8 protein-coding genes are annotated in these 18002 nt (G+C 48.2%); all 8 read right to left on the bottom strand.

Annotated features, from left to right (window positions below; translation table 11 throughout):
• Positions 1 to 3 precede the first annotated feature (3 nt).
• The 8 genes from BLW29_RS20040 to BLW29_RS20005 all read right to left on the bottom strand — a co-directional run bounded on the left by BLW29_RS20040 (position 4) and on the right by BLW29_RS20005 (position 17951).
• Complete coding sequence (locus tag BLW29_RS20040) at positions 4 to 1647, bottom strand: glycoside hydrolase family 140 protein (RefSeq protein WP_177186725.1); 1644 nt, start codon at positions 1645 to 1647, stop codon at positions 4 to 6.
• Positions 1648 to 1835: 188 nt separating this feature from the next.
• Positions 1836 to 5051, bottom strand: a complete 3216-nt coding sequence (locus tag BLW29_RS20035) for a chitobiase/beta-hexosaminidase C-terminal domain-containing protein (RefSeq protein ID WP_090982868.1) — start codon at positions 5049 to 5051, stop codon at positions 1836 to 1838.
• 245 nt (positions 5052 to 5296) lie between these two features.
• A complete protein-coding gene (locus tag BLW29_RS20030; RefSeq protein WP_177186724.1) occupies positions 5297 to 10126 on the bottom strand; it encodes a CBM35 domain-containing protein in 4830 nt (1609 codons plus the stop codon).
• Positions 10127 to 10273: 147 nt separating this feature from the next.
• A complete protein-coding gene (locus BLW29_RS20025) occupies positions 10274 to 12280 on the bottom strand; it encodes a type 2 periplasmic-binding domain-containing protein (RefSeq protein ID WP_090982864.1) in 2007 nt (668 codons plus the stop codon).
• A 289-nt stretch (positions 12281 to 12569) separates the two neighbouring features.
• Positions 12570 to 13472 (bottom strand): carbohydrate ABC transporter permease, encoded by a 903-nt coding sequence (locus BLW29_RS20020; RefSeq protein ID WP_090982863.1) that lies wholly within the window; start codon positions 13470 to 13472, stop codon positions 12570 to 12572.
• 10 nt (positions 13473 to 13482) lie between these two features.
• Positions 13483 to 14433 (bottom strand): ABC transporter permease, encoded by a 951-nt coding sequence (locus BLW29_RS20015; protein WP_177186723.1) that lies wholly within the window; start codon positions 14431 to 14433, stop codon positions 13483 to 13485.
• Between the two features lie 168 nt (positions 14434 to 14601).
• The gene (locus BLW29_RS20010; protein WP_090982859.1) at positions 14602 to 16341 is read right to left on the bottom strand and encodes a sensor histidine kinase; all 1740 of its coding nucleotides are present in this window, start codon (positions 16339 to 16341) and stop codon (positions 14602 to 14604) included.
• On the bottom strand, positions 16338 to 17951 hold the full coding sequence (locus BLW29_RS20005) for a response regulator transcription factor (protein WP_090982858.1): 1614 nt from the start codon (positions 17949 to 17951) through the stop codon (positions 16338 to 16340). Before BLW29_RS20005 ends, BLW29_RS20010 begins: the two co-directional genes overlap by 4 nt.
• Between the last annotated feature and the right edge of the window lie 51 nt (positions 17952 to 18002).

Here is an 18002-nt window from a genome sequence, read left to right as displayed (position 1 = left end):
TTGTCAGTTCTCCTCTTTTACTCGTCTTATGCTGAGAATCCAATCCTCTTGATCCGGCGTGAACGTTCGCCACATCATTCCGCTGCCGTAGCCGTGATACTGGAAGTCCGCGGCCTCAACGGCATGCCATTCTCCCGTACGTGGATTCATCCACTGCCCCGCGTAGGTTTCGCCGTCTTTCTTTGCCCCCATGATCATCACTAGAACAGGTACCGGAGCTTGACCGCCTGTGCAATAGATGATGTATTGCTGTCTCAGAATGGCAGCACAATACACATTGCTCTCCGCCACCGTACTCGCCCACTCCGGATGGGGCTCAAGCTCCCACCACTGCACCGTTTCCATGAGGTCCCGCACATGTTTCATCTGTCCGGATCCTGGCAAATTCAGATCGTCCCACCATAAATCCGGTCTCATTTGATCCGTCCATCGATCCTTCTGCTCCCCGTTATATAAGGACCAAATCCCATGTGCACCATACGTCTGCCCGATACAACCCTGAAGCAGCGGAACGTAAGTGGCGAACCGGATATGTTTATCGTTCATGCGAATCCCGTCATCCAGCACACAGTTAGGATGATTCTCATACCAGGATTCGCTCATTATCGAAGGTTTTGGCGGCTGCATCTGATAATCGTGATAAGGCAGCATCTCCATGAAATTTTTAAATCCGAGCACATGCCCCACTTGAATAAGGTTGAAATCATACCAATCTTCCGCATGATAATGTCGACTGCCGCTGTGCGGGGCGACGGAATGAACCGAGGTCGGATGCCCGTATGGATCGCAGCGGTGAATTTCTTCTCCCAGCTCTCGCCAGCCTTCCACATCATCCGTGAACAGATACTCGCCTGCCGGGGACCACATCACGTTGTATGCAGCATAACGAGCAACCAGATAGCGGAGATATCGCTTGCCGCCTTCCACTTTAATGCCTTGCAAATCCTGACCCCACATCGCCATTAGACAAGGCACGAAGCCCATGTTGAGCATGAGGCGAATGCGTAAATCCAAATGGCTGAAATAAGCCGGATTGATGAGCGTATATCTCTCCAGATAAGGCGCTCCGCCTTCATTAAGGAAATACTCCGGCTCATATCTGACGTAGCTGCTTGTTTCTTCGCCGAATTGGTCTGCCGTCGGATGGCCGACAACCAATTGAATGACATTGAAGCCTTTCTGTCTGCGATCTTCCAAGTAAGTCGGAAGCGCTTTCTTCAAGTCGCAGCGCATCGTATGCGCGGACCATAATGTATCGCCTATCCAATAGAACGGCGTTCCATCCCCATACTCGAACCATCTGCCCGATGCATGGATGCGCACGAAGCCCCTTCGATTCGGATTATGCTGAAGCTCCTCTTCTTGCCATTCGGAGGCCGTAACGAGGCCTGTATGGCCGTGAAGCCCGGCATCCGCTTGATCGGAGCAAATCGTTGTATAATGCCATTCTCCAGCAGTAACCGGAGCAAAACGGACCTTCCACAAATTGCCCCCGTCCCAGAAGCCGGGAATCATCAGCAACTGTCCATCAGGACCAATAAACTCAGCATGCAGCTCTACTTCCAGAAAGGGATTATCATAGGTTTCTCCCGCTTTGAAAACCAGCTCTGCGCATTCCCATACTCTCGTGTCCACCTTGCGGTTCAAGCTCGTCACCTCCTCTTCACTATTACCCGCTTACTTACAAGTGCTCCTTGTCGCCAACTCTATTCTAGTGCAAGCGCTATCAAGGAAAATAGTGAATATACGGCTGACTTATGCTGCAATCTGGAAATGTGAAAAAACAAAAAAACAGCCAACCGCATCAACGCGGCTGGCTGTTCGATGAAGAATAATCAGTTCGTAATAAGCACTCTGTCCGCTACTACCCACGTGAAGGAAGAGCTTGCGTTCTTCGTTCCCGTCACGCGAATCTTAACGGTATGGCTGCCGCTCGAGAGTGTTGGACTCGTGTAGATCAACGTATTTTTGAGCAGCGTCGCATTGTAGAGATCCACCGTCGTTTCAGTGCCGCCGTCGATGGAAATCGCCGCAATACCCGAAGAGTTGTATTTCTGGCCGTACACTTCTACCTTCGTTCCTGTGAAATCCACTTGATAGTAATCGTTCGTATTGCCGGAGTAATGCTCATCGTCCAAGTAAGCGCCAGTGCTTGCACCGGAACCCCATGAGCCGACATACTCGAATTGGTTCTGGCCCGTACCTGTTGTGAAATCATTGACCGTCGTCGTGATCGTATATGCGGCGCTTGCTACGGACGAGTCCGACATACCGGACTTGATGGCAATCGCCTTCAGCGTCATGCTGGACGACACGCTGACCGGACCGGTGTAGAGCGTAGAAGAAGCTGTCGGCGTGCTGCCGTTTGTCGTGTAGCGAATATCGGCGCCGGAGGTTGCAGTTGAGAGTGAGACCGATTGCGTACCGCTATACGTGCCTGCTGCAAGACCAAAAGTCGGCGTAGCCGCAGGTGATGCTGAAGCTGTCACGACAATGCGGTCCGCAACAAGCCAGTAGCTCGACGAGCTGGCATTCTTCGTGCCCGTTACGCGAAGCTTCACGGTATGCGTGCCGCTCGTCAGTGTTGGACTTGTGTAAATAAGCGTATTCAGAAGCAGCGTAGGATTGTAGAGGTCGATATTCGTTTCCGCTCCGCCGTCAATCGAAACGGCGGCAATACCGGACGAACTATATTTCTGAGCATATACTTCGACCTTGGTTCCTGTGAAATCGAATTGATAGTAGTCGTTCGTGTTCCCCGAGTAGTGCTCATCATTCATGTACGCTCCTGTACTCGCGCCAGAGCCCCACGATCCGACATACTCGAATTGGTTCTGCCCCGTACCTGTTACCGTGTCATTCACAGTTGTCGTTCCCGGCAGGTTAATCGTATAAGCAGCGGAAGCAACTGCTGAATTCGTCATGCCCGACTTGATGCCAATCGCCTTCAATGTCTGCGATGACGAGACGTTGACAGCACCTGTATACAGTGTCGAAGAAGCTGTCGGCGTGCTGCCATCGGTTGTGTACCGGATATCTGCGCCGGAAGTCGAGCTAGAGATCGTAACCGACTGTGCGGAAGTGTACGTTCCTGCTGCAGGACTGAACGTCGGCGTTGCCACGGTTGAAACCGGAGCGACATAACCCGGAACCCAATCCGTGCCGCCGAACTCATAAGCCCCAATGTCCGGTGCAGTGCCTACATAACCGTCTGTTACGCCGGAGATGACCGCTCCAGCGTCTTTGGCCGGGGATGAAGTCGTGATACGGTATTGCAATCCGCCGGTCCCGCTTCCGACAAACAGCGGATTCGTCGTTTGGAAGATAGACGTCGTCGATGGATTATAGTTAATGACTTCGTCGCGGAAAATATTATTTTTCATATTATCCGTTGCTTCGTTTGAATAGGTCACATAGGACGCGTATCCTGACGTTGCCAAGGTGTTGTTGAATATCTTCTGAACATCGGCGGAGGAAGTATGCTGAATATAAATGTCCGCAACGACGTTATTCCATAGCACGTTATGATCGATCTGAGCCAGACCTGAGCCTTGGTCAAAATAAATACCGACTTGGATGCCTTCTCCCGACGAAATGGCCGAGGAATCATGGATCCAGTTGTGGTGGATGCGCAAGCCATCCGTTACATAATCTCTAGAAGAATAGATCGCTCCCATATCCATGTTCAGCATACCGAAGTTATACATGTCGTTGTAGCCGACATTAACGTTCTGGCTGTTCATGAAGTCGATGCTCGCACGGCCTGTGCGATAGATGGTATTGTTCGTAATGGTTTGACCATTCGTTCCATCTACAGGCATGACTGCACTTGCATAAGTACCCTCATAGTCAATATCGTGGATCTTATTGTTATTCGCCGTCGTGTTCGAGCCAAGCGCAACACCTACGCTGGAGCTGTACGCAATTTCACTGTTCTGAATAATGCTGTTCGCACCCATCAAGCGAATGCCCGTACCTACTCCTGTCACGACTTGACCCGTATGCGTGTATGTGAGGTCCGAATCCGTAATCGTAACGCCATGATTGATATACTTTGCATTCAGTCCGTCAAGCGTAATGTTCGTGCTGCTCGTATTGGACGTAATGGAAGCCGCGAACAGCTTCAAATTCCGGATTGTAATATAAGACCTGCCGCTAAGGTCAAACGCGTAGTTACGTTTCTTCACTTCGACGTTCGTCGGACTTCCTCCACCCGGCGCATACAGATAGAGCTGCGAGCCGTCATAGAAGAATTCCTTCGCAACGTCAAGTGCACCAAGACGTCCCGTTAAATAGTAGAACTTCCGTAGTCTGTCATCCCCGCCGATAATGCCGCCGGACAAGGTTAACTGTGTTCCCGATTGCGCCGTGATGCTGCGGGTTTGCGAGATAAACCATCCGTTCACCCAGATCGTGCCGCCTACCCAGCCGCCGCTGATGCTCGGAATGCCGGAGTCATTAACCGTTTGCGCCCCTGTTGTCGACCATGTACCGAGTGTGCCGTTGCGGAAATCATTACGGTTAAACAGATCATTCGAGTCCGGCAGGTTTGGCCAGCGGGCTTCGATCATCATTTGCCCGTTCACGAACACTTGGTTAGCCAGTAGTGTTGTGTTGTTCGTCATATTGGCATTGTAGCCGTTAGTCATCGTAATGGTTTTCTTGTAAATGCTGCCGCTGTGTACCGACCAGCCGCCATCTGCCGTGTCGGCACCGCTTACCGTAACATCTGCGCCGCTATCCGGCTCATAAATAATCGGATTACCGGCCGAACCGGAATTCGTCGGCGTGATCGTCTCGCGATAGATACCGGTACGAATCTTAACGGTGTCACCGGCTGTCGCAACGGTCGATGCTTTCTGAATGGTCGCAAAAGGTTGCGAGGACGAGCCCGGATTGCTGTCCGAAGCGCCGGTTCCACCTACGTAAAAGGTAGCTCCTGCCGCTTCTACTTGCTGCGGAGATGAAATAAAAGGAATGCTGAGTGTTGCAGTCATTGCCAATAAGACCATTTTGCGAAGAAAGCTGCTGCTTTTCATTGAAAAGTTCATACGTTCATAATCCCCCTCGAATGATGGTTTGCTTCACTTGGCCTTTCATTGTAAAACTACCACATTACCGAACTCTCTCAAATGCAGTGCACGGAAGCGCTTACAAACTCTGGAATCTCATAAAAAGCTGGTTCATTATTCACCCCCTTCAGGTGGATTCAACTATAATGACGGGAGGGCAAAAGTCTTACAAATACGACTAAAGCCCTCCCGGTAAAACCTGTTATGCAAACTTAATAATTTCGTTATTCATTCTGCGCAAATACGGACGCTTCCGAAAGCAATGTTCCGTCTTCACCTTTCACATACACTTTCACTGTGTAATGCTGCCCATTCTCGTTGAAAACTACTGACACTTGCTGTTCAGTTATAATATCTTTTGCTACGGTTTTTATCGTTTTCTTGCCGTTCTTCTTCGTCAACTCAAATACGATAATTTCATTACCAGCATGCTGTCCAACCGGTTTCACGGTCACTGCTGCCGTAAAACCTTTCTTACCTATTAGGCTGCCGTTTACGATTACAAACGGAATTGCAGGTTCCGGCTCAACAACTTCTTCTCCCGCAATGCTGATGTAGTCGATGTTGATTAGTCCCGTGTCGCCTTCGTCTTTCTTAATGACGATCGTATTATCGCCTTCAGCAAGAGTCAGCTTCACCGTTCTGTTGCCCCAAGTGTCCCAGTTGCCTGTGCCCGAGAAATGAACCTGCTTAAGCTTCGTTCCGTTTACGTAGATGGATAAAGTGCGATCATCATCGCCGTCTGCATAACGGATCGTCACATCTTTGCTGCCTGCAGCAGCTGTATGGACGGCAAAGCCGATTGAAGGGCCGTCGCCGTGGATGCTGTCCACAAATCCGGTTCCGGAATACCCGGCATGATCCGTGTTTTCTTTGACATTACCGGTAAGTGTAGCCAACTCAGCCTCATACTTCATACCCGGTGCATGTTCCTGATTCGCATCGAGCGGAATACTGATGTTATCGACATTTACTGCACCTGTATCGCCTGCATCATACTTGTACGTAATCGTATTTACTCCGGCTTGCAGAACCAACTGCTCCGACTTGTAACCCCAGCTATCCCAGCCGCCGGTACCCATCAAGCTCGTTTGTTTGATTTTGACGCCATTGAGATAAACGCTGAGGGACCGAATGTCGGAATCTCCGTTGGCATAACGAAGCGTAACATCCTTCGTTACGGTCGCAAAGGTATTCACGGTGAAGGTTACTGCCGCTCCTTGGCCGTTAAAGCTATCTACGAAGCCCGTTCCCGTATAATCGATATGATTAGTGGCTAGAGCAGTTCCGCCCACAAGTGCAGCCGTCTCCGCTTCATAGATCACACCTGGGTCCGGAGCCGATTCAGGAGTCGGTACCGGCGGATCTGTCGGGTCTGTTGGATCCGTCGGATCTTCCGGCGCAGGTACTGTTGTAGGCGTTGGCTCATCAATCGCTCCGCTGGTCGTAATGACTACTCGGTCTGCGGTCGTATAGGTGCCACCAGAGTTCTCATTCTTCTTCCCGGTAATTCTCACTTTCACCGTATGCTGCTCAAGCGGTAAGCCCGGGCTTGTATACAGCAACGTATTGGCATTTCGTGAAACATTATACAAGTCAACGAGCGTTTCGAGTCCGCCGTCCACGGAAACTGCAATGATACCGAAGGCATCATTCTTCTCCCCGTATACCTTCACTTGCGTCCCCGTAAATTTAAATTGATAGTAGTCATTCGTTGTCGCGTTGAAATGATCGGTTTCCAAGTAAGCCTGACCATTCGCGCTTGCATTCCAAGTACCAACGAACTCATACTGATTCTCGTCCGTTCCTGTATCCGTATCGTCAAACGTTAATGTCTGCGCAGGCTCAGTATCGCTGGTTGTAATAACAACGCGGTCTGCTGTTGTATACGTTCCATTCGATATGGTGTTCTTAAGCCCGGTAATTCTGACTTTTAGACTATGGCTGCCGTTCGACAGTGTATGGCTTGTGTAAAGCAGTGTATTGGCAAGTCGTGTTGGATTGTAGAGATCGATCAGCACTTCAGGACCGCCGTCAATAGAAGCAGCGATAATACCGAAGGCATTGTTCTTCTCGCCATACATTTCAATTTGTGTACCTGTGAATCTCACTTGATAATAATCGTTTGCGGTTCCACTGAAATGATCGGTTTGGAGGTAAGCTTCGAGGTTCGCGCTGGCATTCCAAGAGCCGACAAATTCATATTGATTCTCATCTGTGCCAGTGTCATCATCGTCAACGGTTGTGGTTTGTGCATCAACAGAACCTAGAATAACGACAACCTTATCCGCTGTATGCCAGTAACCTCCCGAGTTCACGTTCTTCGTTCCGGTTAATCTGACCTTCAGGGTATGCTCGCCTTTTGGCAGCTCCGCACTGGTGTAAAGCAGCGTATCTACAATTCTTGTAGCGCTGTAGCTGTCTACCAGCGTTTCTTCGCCGCCGTCAATAGAGAATGCCGCGATACTGAAAGAACTGTTCTTCTCCCCGTACACTTGGATTTGTGTACCGTTGAATTTCACTTGATAATAATCGTTCGTAGTTCCGCTGAAATGATCGGTCTGCATATAAGCTTGATCATTCGGGCTCAAGTTCCATCCGCCTACAAACTCATACTTATAAAGACCTGTACCTGTCTCATTATCATCCACCGTCACCGTTCCCGTAGTTACGACTACGCGATCGGCAGTTACCCAATTTCCGCCGGAGCTCGCATTCTTCTCTCCGGTCAGTCGGACTTTCAGCGTATGGCTGCCGAGCGAAAGCATCTCGCTAGAAAACAGCAATGTATTAACCGACCGCGTCGCACTATACGTATCGACCAAAGTTTCCGGTCCGCCATCGATAGAAACGGCAGCAATACCGAAACCGTTGTTCTTCTCCCCGTACACGCGGATATGCGTTCCGGTAAACTTCACTTGATAATAATCGTCCGCTTTGTTGTTGTAATGATCGGTTTCCATATAAGCTTTGTCATTTGCGCTTGAATTCCAAGTACCGACAAATTCGTATTTCAATTCACCTGTTCCTGTCTCTGCATCATCAATCGTGACCATGCCAAGCACAGGAGGAGGCGTCGGAGGCTGAGGTGTTGGTTCGAGCGGTTGTTCTGTAGCGTAATAAGCCGGTACATAACCGTCGGCCGTATAACCCGGTACCCACTCATCGCCGCCTAACTCGTACGCTCCGATATCTGGAGCCGTACCTACAAATCCATCCGTTACTCCTGCAACGATACCGCCATGATCCACCGCAGGAGATTCTGCTTTCAAGCGGTATTTCAGCCCGCCGTGGCCTTCATTGACGAATTTAGGATCTGTTTTTTGTCTGATGGTATTGATCGCATTATCGACAGAAAGGATGGCATCACGGTGAATGTTATTCTGATTCACGTCGATCGCCGGGCTTGTGTAAGTGGTGTATGACGCTGTGGCCATTGAACCGAACGTATTGTTATAGGTATTAAAAATTTTGAGTGGCTTGCCTTCACCAAATTCGTGCTGGTTGTAATAGTCAATCATATTATTCCAGAGCACATTGTGGTCGGCTTGTGCCGGACCTGATCCTTGGTCAAGGTAGATACCTGTTTGAATGCCGGTATCCGGGATATTATAAGGCGCTTTGTTATCATGGATCCAGTTGTGATGAATGCGTGTTCCTGTCAAATCGGAGGATCTGGACGAGTACACCGCACCTAAGTCCATATTGGCTAAGCCGTAATCGTACATATCGTTATAGCCGATCTCGACATTCAGATTGTTGTACAAATCAATGCTGGAACGGCCTGTTCTGTAGATGGTGTTGTGCGTTATAGTTTGGCTGCCGGTACCATGCTTCGGTACGATACCACTTGCATAGGTTCCGTCGTATGCGATGTCGTGCACCAAGTTATTGGTCGCGCTGTTGCCCGCGCCAAGTACGATACCCGCTCCCGAGCTGTACTCGATAACACTGTTCTTGATGCTGCTTCCCTCGCCGATCAGCCGGATTCCCGTTTCATCGATGTGGGAGTAGGTCAAATCCGGACCCGGAAGCGTTACGCTATGATTGATGTATTTTGCCTTCAGCCCGTCAATGGTAATATTCGAGCTGCTGCCATTTGTCACCAGGGATGCTGCTTCCACATGAATGTTATTGATTGAGATATTGGATTTGCTATTCAAATCAAACGCGTAGTTACGTTTCTTCACTTCAACGTTCGTCGGACTGTTTCCATCCGGAGCCCACAGATAGAGCTTTGTCCCGTCATAGAACCATTCCTTCGCACTGTCGAGCGCGCCTAGTTTGCCCGTGAGGTAGTAATAATCACGGAAAGCTTCACTCGTGTTCTTCGAAAGTGTCAGCTTCGTACCTGTCTGGGCTGTAATCTGTGCGGTCGACGGAATAAACCAGCCGGTCATCCACATTTGTCCGCCAATCCAGCCGCCTTCGATATTCGGAATTGCAGCATCATCGACTGACATACCGGCGCCTACTGTAGCCCAAGTACCGTTGCTCGCTTCTCTCCAATCCGCACGGTTCATTAAATCATCAGAATTCGGCAAGTTCGGCCAGCGTGCTTCAATCATCATTTTGCCATCGACGAACACTTGGTTCGCCATCAGCGTATCGTTCGTGGTCATATGATCGTTATAGCCGTTTACCGGAAGCGAGATCGTCTTCTGATAGATGTTGCCTTGATAGACGGACCAGCCTCCATCTGCAGCATCTGCACCGCTAATCGTTACAACCGCATCGCCATCAGGCTGATACACGATCGGACTGCCTTCGGCTCCGGAATTGGCAGGCGTAACCGTCTCCCGATAAGTCCCGCTGCGGATCAATACCGTGTCACCTGCCGCGGCAACACTAGCTGCTTTCTGAATCGTTGCGAACGGCTCGGCGGATGTTCCGGGATTGCTGTCAGATGCGTTGGCACCGCCGACATAATAACCAAGCTCATCGGCTTGGACCTTCTGGGTAGGAGCGAGATAAGGGACGATAATCGTCATTGCCAGCAGCGTGGAGCCTGCAGCTCGCAGCAGCTTCTTCTTATTTCCTTGCAATGCGGACATGCTCAAACCTCCTAAATAATTGTAATCGCTTTCACCAACAGACGTTTTTAAGGCCATTTTCACAAAAAAAGGCAAAAGAGATCCCTGACTACACATGAACGATAAATTCATATATAGCCAGGGAGCGTCATTCTAAGAAGCTATGAGTTACGGCAACATGCCTTCGTTGCTCTTCAAGAAGTAATCATTGATTTCTTTCAGCGTTTGATCGTTTGCACCGTTCTTGGTTGCAATGTCGCTGAACGTTTTCCACAATTCTTCGAATTGGGCATCGTCTTTGGCAGCCATTGTTTTGGTCAGTGCTTTCTCGAATGCATCTCTGCCTTTCCAGAACTTATCTGCACTCGCTACCGGACCAAAGAAATTCCAGATGGCTGGGTCTACTTTAATCGTTGTCGTAATCGTTGAAGTGGTATTGTTAGGCAGGTTACCTGGGTTAAAGAAGCTCAAACCATCAGCTGCGGATACGACTCTATCGTAAGCGTAGCTAGGTGTTACAGTGGAACCACCCCACATGTAAGTTGGGTATGGCGGCCATTGTTTAGACGAGGAACCGAGTCTGTTGTTATGCAGGTTGTATTTATTGTTGGCGCCATTGTCTTTGTTGTACACCATGGCATCTTCAAGCGCTTTATCCTTAAACACGCGTTTGCCGTCTGTTTCATCGAACAATCCAGCGCTTTTCGGACCCCAAGTGTACATTTTCTCGCCGACTTCGGAGATCATGTAATCGAGGTAATGAATGATTTGCGGCAGATCTTCTTCAGCTACTTTGTCTTTGAAGATCAAGATACTTTGGTTATTGCCGCTAGGTCCTGTTGGGGAGATGAATTGATCCGTATTGACAGGCGCATCGATGAATACTTTTCTGTAGCGGAACGTCTTGCCTGCTGCTTTCAATACGCTCTCATCCGGAGTATCCCACAGATAAGCGACCGCATATTGACCGTTATTCATTTTCTCCGTATGCGTTGCTTGGTTCTCGAGCAGCGATTTCGGATCCATTACTTTATCGCGAACCAGCTTATTGAACTCCAGTAGCGTTTGTTTGAACCATTCTTGTTGGAACATGAACTCGACTTCTTTGGTTTTCTTGTCATAGTACGTGAAGTAGTTGTTGTTCGCAGGAATACGGTTAATGTACGTTTGAAGCATGGTCAACGTACTCCAGTTATCGCCGCCACCGAATGCATAGGACGTTTCAACCGGTTTGCCGTTTTCTTTAATGTTATCTTTCTTGATCAACGCTTGCATGTCATAGAGGAACTTGTAGAAGTCGTCCTTGGATTTGATCGGCACATCGTACAGTTCTTCTCTTGAGAACTTACCGCCGTTCTTCACGTACAGGGCATCGATTTCGTCCTGCGTCTTCGCTGTTGGGTACAGCTTCTTCAAGAGGTCATCACGTACCCAGATCGAACCCAATCCATCCGGCGCTTGTTGGGAGTTAGGACTTACGAAGGACGGATCAAGCACTTTCAACGTGTTGTCCGGATCACCAAGCTCCAGTGGGAAACCATACGTTTTGCCATCCAAATTTTTGACTGTAATATTTTCCAGCACTTTTGGAAGTTTGTCGAATGGTGTTCTCTTCGCCAAGTTCGGAGCGTATTTGGAGATGACATCTGTCAAATCGTATACCTTGCCTGCCTTTACGAGGTCAGCCAATGCTGTCGTATCCGAGCTCATTACGATATCCGGCCAATCGTTGGCCGCGTTCAGCATGCCCATCTTCACGTTCAAATCCTGGCCGCCGTTATCGAAGGAATTTTCTTGATCGATTTCAACGCCGGTTACGCGTTTGGCCTCAGGTGTAACGACATCTTGCTCCGCAGAGTTGTGTGTAGGCTCGCCTGTACCATGGGAGTACCACATTTTGAGCTTCAGCTGTTTCCCTTTCCAATCCGGGAAGTCCGAGCTGTCAGTTACTTTGTCATACATATCATAGTAGAATTGCTCAGCCGGAGCTGCATTTTCGGTCGTGTTCGCTGCATTCGTCGTGTTTTCTGCTGCAGCTTCCTTATTCGTATTAGTGGCCGCGCTTGTATCGTTCTTAGCAGGTTCGTTATTATTACTCGAGCAGCCGGCCAGCATGGCCACAGACAATGCTGCTGTCAGCGATAGGCGTACGCCTGTTGATAGTTGCTTCTTCACACATAATCCTCCCTTATTTATGTAGCTGTTTGATCAAATTAGGTATGGAATGAGCTTGTAAGGATATGCGATAATAGAAGTGCTACAATCTCGAGAACATATTCATGAGTTCGGCCGGCTAGTAGGTTTGGCGACAGATTAGCCCGCTTGCTCACTTGTGATATGTTCTTTTTCATGTTCTTGCCAATGTATGATCCCCTTAATCTCCAAAGCTTGTTATCCCCAATACTACTCTATCACAGACAACTGTAGGCCTCACCACCTTTAATAGATCACCTGATTGAATGCGTTACTCTTTCACGGCGCCGAGCGTAATGCCTTGTACGAAATACTTCTGCAAGAATGGATAGATAATGACAATCGGGATGGTCGTAATGATGATATTAGCTGCCCGAATCGCAGCCGGCGTCATTTGGCGCGGTGAACTCGTTGCACCCATCGTCCCCATTCGGATTGCTTCCTCCATAAGCTTCGATACTCGCTCGCCTTCCCTCAAGATTTGCATCAGAATATATTGAAGCGTATACAAGTGCTTGTCGGTTATAAAATACAGCGTTGTCGTCCAATCATTCCAATGACCAACCGCACTCCATAAGGCCAGAACCGCGATAATCGGCATGGATAAGGGGACATAGATTCGGAACATAATGATGAATTCATTCGCACCGTCAATACGTGCCGATTCTGCAAGACTTCCCGGGATACTAAACAGATACGAGCGAATGATGACCATGTAGTATAAGCTGAAGGACACCGGGAGCACGTAAACCAGAAAGCTGTTCAGCATGTGCATTTTGGAGAAAAGCAAGTATTGCGGAATCAGTCCACCGTTAAAATACATCGGGATCATCAGGAAGATCAGGACCATCGCTTTGCCTTTGAAGTCCTTTATCGTAAAGGCGTAGGCACACATATATTGGACGACCAGCGCAATGAGCGTTCCGATGATCACCCGAAGGACCGATATGCCGGCTGCAGTAATGACATCCTTGTTCTGAAGCAATACTCTGAAATTATCAATGGTGAACACCCGCGGCCAGAACGTGATGCCTCCGAATTGCGAATCCATCGGATCGTTGAACGCGATCGCGAGCACATTCACATAAGGGAAAATCATCGCTATGACTAAGATAAACAGGAGGCTGATGTTCCCGTATTTAAATAGTTTGTATGCATTCGATTCGTGACTCATCTGGTGCCTCCTACCATATCGATACGCCTGATATTTTCTTGGCTATCTTGTTTGCAATAATGATTAGCAGCAATGCGACCAACCCTTGCGCGAATCCAACCGCAGTAGCTAAGGAGTAGCTGCCTTGTTGAATACCCGAGGAGAAGATAACGGTTGCGATAACATCGAAGTTAATAAATGCGTTCTGCATCCCATACACGAGCTCGAAGTTGCTGGCGAACAGCGTCCCGAGCGTAAAGAGCAGCAGCAGAATCGTCGTTTGCTTCAGCCCCGGCAATGTAATATGCAGATGCTGTTTGAACCGATTGGCGCCGTCCATCTTAGCGGCTTCATAGAGATGCGGATCAATCGATGTTATCGTTGCGAGATATACGATCGTTCCCCAGCCTACTTCCTTCCACACGCTTAGCAGCAGCAGCAAGGGGAGAAATAAGCCTTGCTGAGACAAGTACATTTCCCGCTCCGTTTCCGGTCCAAACATCGCAACTCGCAGATCGTTCAGCGGTCCGTAGGAGTCGAAGAAGGAGTAGCAAAGTCCCACTACAGCGATCCAGGATAGGAAGTGAGGCAAATACGTCAGGGTTTGAACACTTCTCTTGTACAAGCCGTTCTTCAACTCATTTATCATGAGCGCCAGTAAGATCGGCGCCGGGAATCCGACGATAATGGTGAGTACGCTCAGCTTCAGCGTATTAATAATGGAGCCCCACAGCAGTGGAATTTCGAAGATTTCCTTGAAATGCACCAATCCAACCCAATCGCTTTTCCATAAACCGGCGAACATATTGTAGTCTTGAAAGGCTGACAATAATCCGGGCATCGGCAAGTAGGAAAATATGAAGGTCAAAACGATGGAAGGCAGCATTAGCAGGTAACCAAACATATTCGTCTGAATGTTTTTAATAAGTCTGGCACGTACCGTTCTCTTCATAGGCACTTGTGTTGCAATCGTTTTCAACATATTCCCTCCTCTCTCTTCACTAGCTTTCTCTTGTATGATTGAATTATAGAACGCTTTCATTTTTGGATATAGTAAAAATACGGATTACAAATAACAGAATAAGGATCTCCTTATTTTCGCAAAAATGACCTTATCCCGATATCGTGATCGGAATAAGGTCATCGTTTATTACGCTGATATTGATTTGACATCCATACGATCGGCCTTGTAATTGGACGGCGTCGTAAGAATGACCTTCGTCCCTTGTCCGGGTGCGCTTTCGATTTCAAGGCCGTATCCTGAGCCATAATAGGTTTCCATTCGATTACGAACATTCTTCATCCCATAGCCGCTGTATTTGCTTTCTTCGGTTCCATCCAGTATTCGCTTGATCTTCTCAGGTCCCATGCCTAGTCCGTTATCCGCAATTTCGAAACGGATCGTGTCGTTGCCGTCATTGGTGCTGACCCGAATCGTAATTAGACCGCCTGATTCGCGCCCGCTTATCCCATGCAGAAACGCATTCTCCACGATCGGCTGGAGCAGATTCTTCAGTACCAGTTGCTCACCGGTGTCACCTTCGATATGAATGTCATAATCGAATTCATTGCCATAGGCAAACATCTGCAGGCGCAAATACTCCCTTATCATTTCCGTTTCCTGCTCGATTGTAATGATACTGCTTCCTTTGTTCAAGGCAATGCGGTAATACTTCACCATCGAATCCACGACCTCATGAACCTTCGGATCGTTATAAATCCATCTGAAGGTCGACAGCGTATTGTACAGAAAATGAGGATTGAACCGCTCCTGCAGCAGCTGCGTTTCCAGTACGGTCTTCTCCAGCTCGTAATCGGTGACTTTACGATAATACTCCTTGATCCGCATCGTCAGCTCGTAGAAAATCCGTCCCATCTTCCCGAATTCATCTTCGGTTTCTTCGAAAGGCACGAAGCTGTCGCTGCTGATTAAGCTTTCGACATTGGTGTTCATTTTCCTAAAGAGCGCCTCGAGCTTCTTCGTAAGGAAATAAGAAACCATCTCGACGGTAACGAACAGAATGCCGATGAGCATGATGAAAATAAAGAAAACGGTAATCAAATAACCCTTTAGTTCTTGAAATACCAAGCTCTTTGGAACAAACATGGAGATTTCGCCGATTCCCGGCTTTAGCTCTTTATTGATGATATAATAATCGCCTTTAGCCGGCTTTCCCTCTGGGATCATTTCTTGTTCTTCGCCTATCACCCATTGCATCTTCCCATCGATTTCGTAAACGATGGAGCTGCCTTCCGGAATTTCATAAGCGAAAAAGTCCGTGATTTGCTCGATTGGGATTTGCAGTTCAATAATGGCCAAGGGCTTGCCGAGCGACATAATCTTCTTGTAGCCGAACAGATACCTGGACTCCTCCGCGCTGAATTGAGCTTTAATCGTCCGATATTTCCATAAAATCTGGGCATCATCGTAGTTCAGAATTTCATCTTTCAAACTCGACGTTAACGATTCTCTTACTTTCTCCAGGTTTTGTATGCTTCGTAAATAATCACCATCGTAGTTCGTATCCTCAATGGCATAAATTTGAAAGTTTACAGCCTTATTGTCGGCCTTCATCGCATTGATGACGCTCTGCAGATAATCGCTGAAATTCATGACCCCGACGAGATTCTGATCTGTCTTCGTATCCAAATAATTAAAAATATAGAAGTTGTTATTAATGGCCATCAATTTATCCATGTTTGAGGACAGGAAGCTATTAATTCCGTTAACGCTGCTTGTCAGCTGGATATCGTTCTTGTTAATGATCTCTTGCACCTTGGCGCTCCACACTTTCTGAATCATCAAGGAACCGAGAATGATCATAGGCAGAAAAGCGAACACGAATATGATAGCGGCGATTTTGTGGCGATACGACAGCTTCCCGATCATAAGACAACCTTACTCTTGTATTCGGCAGGCGTCATCCCGACGTTCTTCTTGAATGCAAGGCAGAAATACGACGTATTCATGTAGCCGACCTCTTCGGCAACGGCAGCTACTCTGCTGTCCTTGTCCTTGAGCAGCTTCTTCGCCGCATCAATTCTCACTTCGATGACATAGTCGAAAATCGTTTTGCCGACTTCCTTCTTGAACAGGGCGTTGGCATATCTGCCGCTTAAGTAGACGGATTTCGAAATATCCTCGATCGTGATCTGCTCGTGGTACTTCGTCTTGATGATATCCTTGATCGTGTCGACGACCTTCGTATTCTTGTTTGTATTCTTCTCCGATAACCGATCGATAATGGTCATGAGCCATTGGTAAACCTTCTCGCTGACATGAACCGGCGTATCCTTCTGGCTGAATTGCTTCCAGACCAGCAGGTCGTCCTCGGCCAGATCGCGGAAGGATTGATTGGCTTCCTGCAGAATAATGCGTGTAATATTTACAACCATGAAAGCAAAGTTCTTCACATAATTGGCATCATGCCGAGAGACACGTTCGCCTAGATATTTGTTCACGAACTCCCTTACATCCACTGCGGTGCTATAGATCATAAGCGTTTTCAAATCCTGATAAACAGCTTCGAGATTCGGCAGATCCTCGAATGGGACATCCGTGCGATCCTCGATTTCTTCAAAGGTGATGATCGGGTTGCTTCCGCTGTAGAACCGGGTATGGACGGCTTTCTGGGCCTGCTTATAAAGGGTTGAAATAGCTGCGATGTCTTCGGAAACTTTACTGATTCCGGTTATGGCCGTAAGCTCGACTCTTCTGCTAATCTCCATGCTGATTTCTACGGCTGTATTCATGATATTGTCTTCGTCATCCGCTTCGAAGATAATGGCGGCATAATCCAAGGGAGAGAACTGAATCGGATAGATATAACGATTGCCCGTGCTTAAGGAGGTAATGCTTCTCTTGACGGAATAGGAGACGAAATACGCATCCGCCACGCCATGCTCGGTGGCTTGGTCTTCCGCTTCATGAAGCTGGATCGACAGCACATGAATCCGGTCATGCGGCCGTACAGCAACCTTAAGGAACGCCATCCGTTTAATAATATCCGTCTCATTGTGGAAATTGCCGAGCAGCAGTTCTTTGAAAAACTGCTCTTGCACGAGCGGCAGCATCATTTCCAGCTGCTGCAGCATGCGTTCCTTCTCCATCGATTGCGAATGCTTGATATCGATATCATGGACAAGTTTCTTGACCGCCGTGACGAGCTCATCCGCGATAATCGGTTTGAGGACATACCCGTAGATGCCTAGATCGACGGCTGACTTGGCGAATTCGAAATCACTGTGGCAGCTGATGAAGATGACTTTTATATCAGGATAACGCTGATAAATCTGCTCGGACAGCTGTACCCCGTTCATGACCGGCATCGCAATATCGGTTACGATGAGATGCGGCTTGAGTTCATCAATTCGCTCCAGCGCGGCCGCGCCATTCGGGAAAGTTGCCACCACTTCAATCCCAAGCGATGCCCAATCAATATGATTCTTAAGACCATTACGCTCGTACTTGTTGTCATCCACGATGAACATTCGATACATGCTAGTCCCCCCAAGCCCTTTTTCTATGCGTTACCCTAAAAATATAGTGAA

Origin of the sequence: Paenibacillus sp. CF384 (assembly GCF_900106745.1) — a bacterium.
In the GTDB taxonomy this organism is placed as follows: domain Bacteria; phylum Bacillota; class Bacilli; order Paenibacillales; family Paenibacillaceae; genus Paenibacillus_Z.
Note: the sequence above shows the minus strand (reverse complement) of the source record. Positions and strands in the feature narration are given on the sequence as shown.

Excerpts from the sequence above, each read along its gene's own strand:
- BLW29_RS20005 (WP_090982858.1), bottom strand. The coding sequence starts at position 17,951 with ATGTATCGAATGTTCATCGTGGATGACAACAAGTACGAGCGTAATGGT.
- BLW29_RS20015 (WP_177186723.1), bottom strand. The coding sequence starts at position 14,433 with ATGTTGAAAACGATTGCAACACAAGTGCCTATGAAGAGAACGGTACGT.
- BLW29_RS20030 (WP_177186724.1), bottom strand. The coding sequence starts at position 10,126 with ATGTCCGCATTGCAAGGAAATAAGAAGAAGCTGCTGCGAGCTGCAGGC.
- BLW29_RS20010 (WP_090982859.1), bottom strand. The coding sequence starts at position 16,341 with ATGATCGGGAAGCTGTCGTATCGCCACAAAATCGCCGCTATCATATTC.
- BLW29_RS20035 (WP_090982868.1), bottom strand. The coding sequence starts at position 5,051 with ATGAACTTTTCAATGAAAAGCAGCAGCTTTCTTCGCAAAATGGTCTTA.
- BLW29_RS20020 (WP_090982863.1), bottom strand. The coding sequence starts at position 13,472 with ATGAGTCACGAATCGAATGCATACAAACTATTTAAATACGGGAACATC.